This window comes from Endozoicomonas sp. SESOKO3, assembly GCF_024606255.1.
The window spans coordinates 1-1,703 of sequence record NZ_JAHHPR010000234.1 but is presented as its reverse complement, the minus strand read 5'-3'; the positions used below and the strand labels follow the sequence as shown (position 1 = coordinate 1,703).

Annotated in this window: 3 protein-coding genes; all 3 read right to left on the bottom strand. The window is 49.6% G+C overall.

The genetic code is table 11. The annotated features are described in order from the left end of the window. Positions 1 to 602: SOS response-associated peptidase (locus KDK18_RS04235; RefSeq protein ID WP_257253441.1), on the bottom strand; the 602-nt coding region annotated here is incomplete at its 3' end. A 2-nt stretch (positions 603 to 604) separates the two neighbouring features. Next, positions 605 to 853 carry a DUF2007 domain-containing protein gene (locus tag KDK18_RS04230; protein WP_257253439.1) on the bottom strand — a complete coding sequence of 83 codons (249 nt, stop codon included), beginning with the start codon at positions 851 to 853 and terminating at the stop codon, positions 605 to 607. A gap of 37 nt (positions 854 to 890) precedes the next feature. After that, the gene (locus KDK18_RS04225) at positions 891 to 1,457 is read right to left on the bottom strand and encodes a tetratricopeptide repeat protein (RefSeq protein ID WP_257253438.1); all 567 of its coding nucleotides are present in this window, start codon (positions 1,455 to 1,457) and stop codon (positions 891 to 893) included. Between the last annotated feature and the right edge of the window lie 246 nt (positions 1,458 to 1,703).

The following is a 1,703-nucleotide window of genomic DNA, read 5'->3' as shown; positions in this document are numbered from 1 at the left end:
CTGCCCACTTTATAAAAAGACAGCTTGCTAACCTTCTCAGCCGGGTTGCTCAGACTGTCAAAAACCGTCTCATAATTTTCACCCAGCCAATCGTTAGCCTGTTTCTGTTGCAACAAAACAGGCATTCTTTCGGTCAACGGTGATATATCGCCGATAGCAGGGCAAGTGAGGATTGCACAGGATTCGAAACTTAGTTGGTCATCCACAGGATAACTTTCCCAAAGACCGGCAAAGAGACATAATCCACCCGACTTCGGTCGTATATACCAGGGCTGACTGCGGTCCCGCACTTTCTGCCAGTCGAACCAGCCATCAGCCAGAACCAGACAACGTCGCTTTTTCAGGGCATTGCGAAACATCGGTTTGTCGGCAACGGTTTCGATTCTGGCATTAATCTGGGCTCTGGAAAAATCCTGCAGCCAGTGAGGAACCAACCCCCACTTAACCCGAGCATTTTCTAAATCGCCCTGATTATTATGTTTGACAATAAGCACCTGTTCGCCAGGCGCAACATTGTAGGACGGGATATTGGCTTCTGGCTGACGAATACCCAGCCAGCTCAGGCTGATCTGGTCGGCCATCAACGTATAACGACCACACATAATCAGTCTTCCTGAACCTCAGCAGAGTCTTCCAGAACGGGAGACGCCTTGAGGTAATCTTCGATCATTGCTTTGGCCAGACCGGCATCGCCATCTTCAACGTAGAGCGCTAGCAAACCGCTAGCGGGTAGTTCACCAACGGCCCCCGTCAAATAGCTACCTCCCAGATGGCAGGCAATGCCATGGTTCAACAGAACATCCTTGAGGCACTGGGCCTCAAGGAGATTATCAGGACAGAATATTTTAATCATACTTTTATAAAAACACAGCCACCGTCGTAAAGCCAGCTTACTTCAGATAGACCGTCCTGATCTGACTGATCAGTTCATTTGCTTTAGCTCTCTGGGCAGGGTTAAGCAATTCAGACAGTTCCTGCTTCTGTTTACGGGCCGCAGTCTGAAAATCTCCCGCAGAATCTTCCAGACTCAGAGCAGTCCAAATATAAGCAGCAATCAGGTTACGGTCTGTACCTGCTCCCTCATAATAGGACTTCCCCAGCTCGTACTGAGCCTCTGCACTCTTGCCTTCCCGACCTGCCGCACGTTCGATCAGTTGAAACCCTTTTCCGGGATCTTTGGTGACACCACCCAGCCCCTCTCGATAGGCCTTACCCAGCAACAGTTCCGCCTGAACATTGCCCTGGTTCGCCAGAGGTTCCAGTAGAGAAAGGGTTTGACTGGCATTTTCCGGCTTCGCTTTACCAGCCACCAACAGGCTACCCACTTCAAGTATGGCCTGCTCGTCGCCGGAGCTGGCCTGCTTAAGCAGGCTGGAAAAGTCAGCAGTCCAACCGCTCAGGGAAAACAGCAATGAGAAGGCCAGCAGCCCACCGCAGCACTTTTTATTCAATGACATCTGCTACCTCTAGCCATTTTGAGCAGACGACTGCCCAGTTATTTCATTATTGGAACGCTGATGTGTTCGTAGGGGCGGAGTATACACACTCGAGACAGGGAATACTGCAAGGTTTCAATTTTGAATAACTCATAAATCAGTGAAACCCACATCAACAAACATACATACACCCACCCACCTTAATTCTCAAACCGTTACAAAGTGCCACAACCCCGCTACAGACCCTTTGTTTTAATACCTATATAC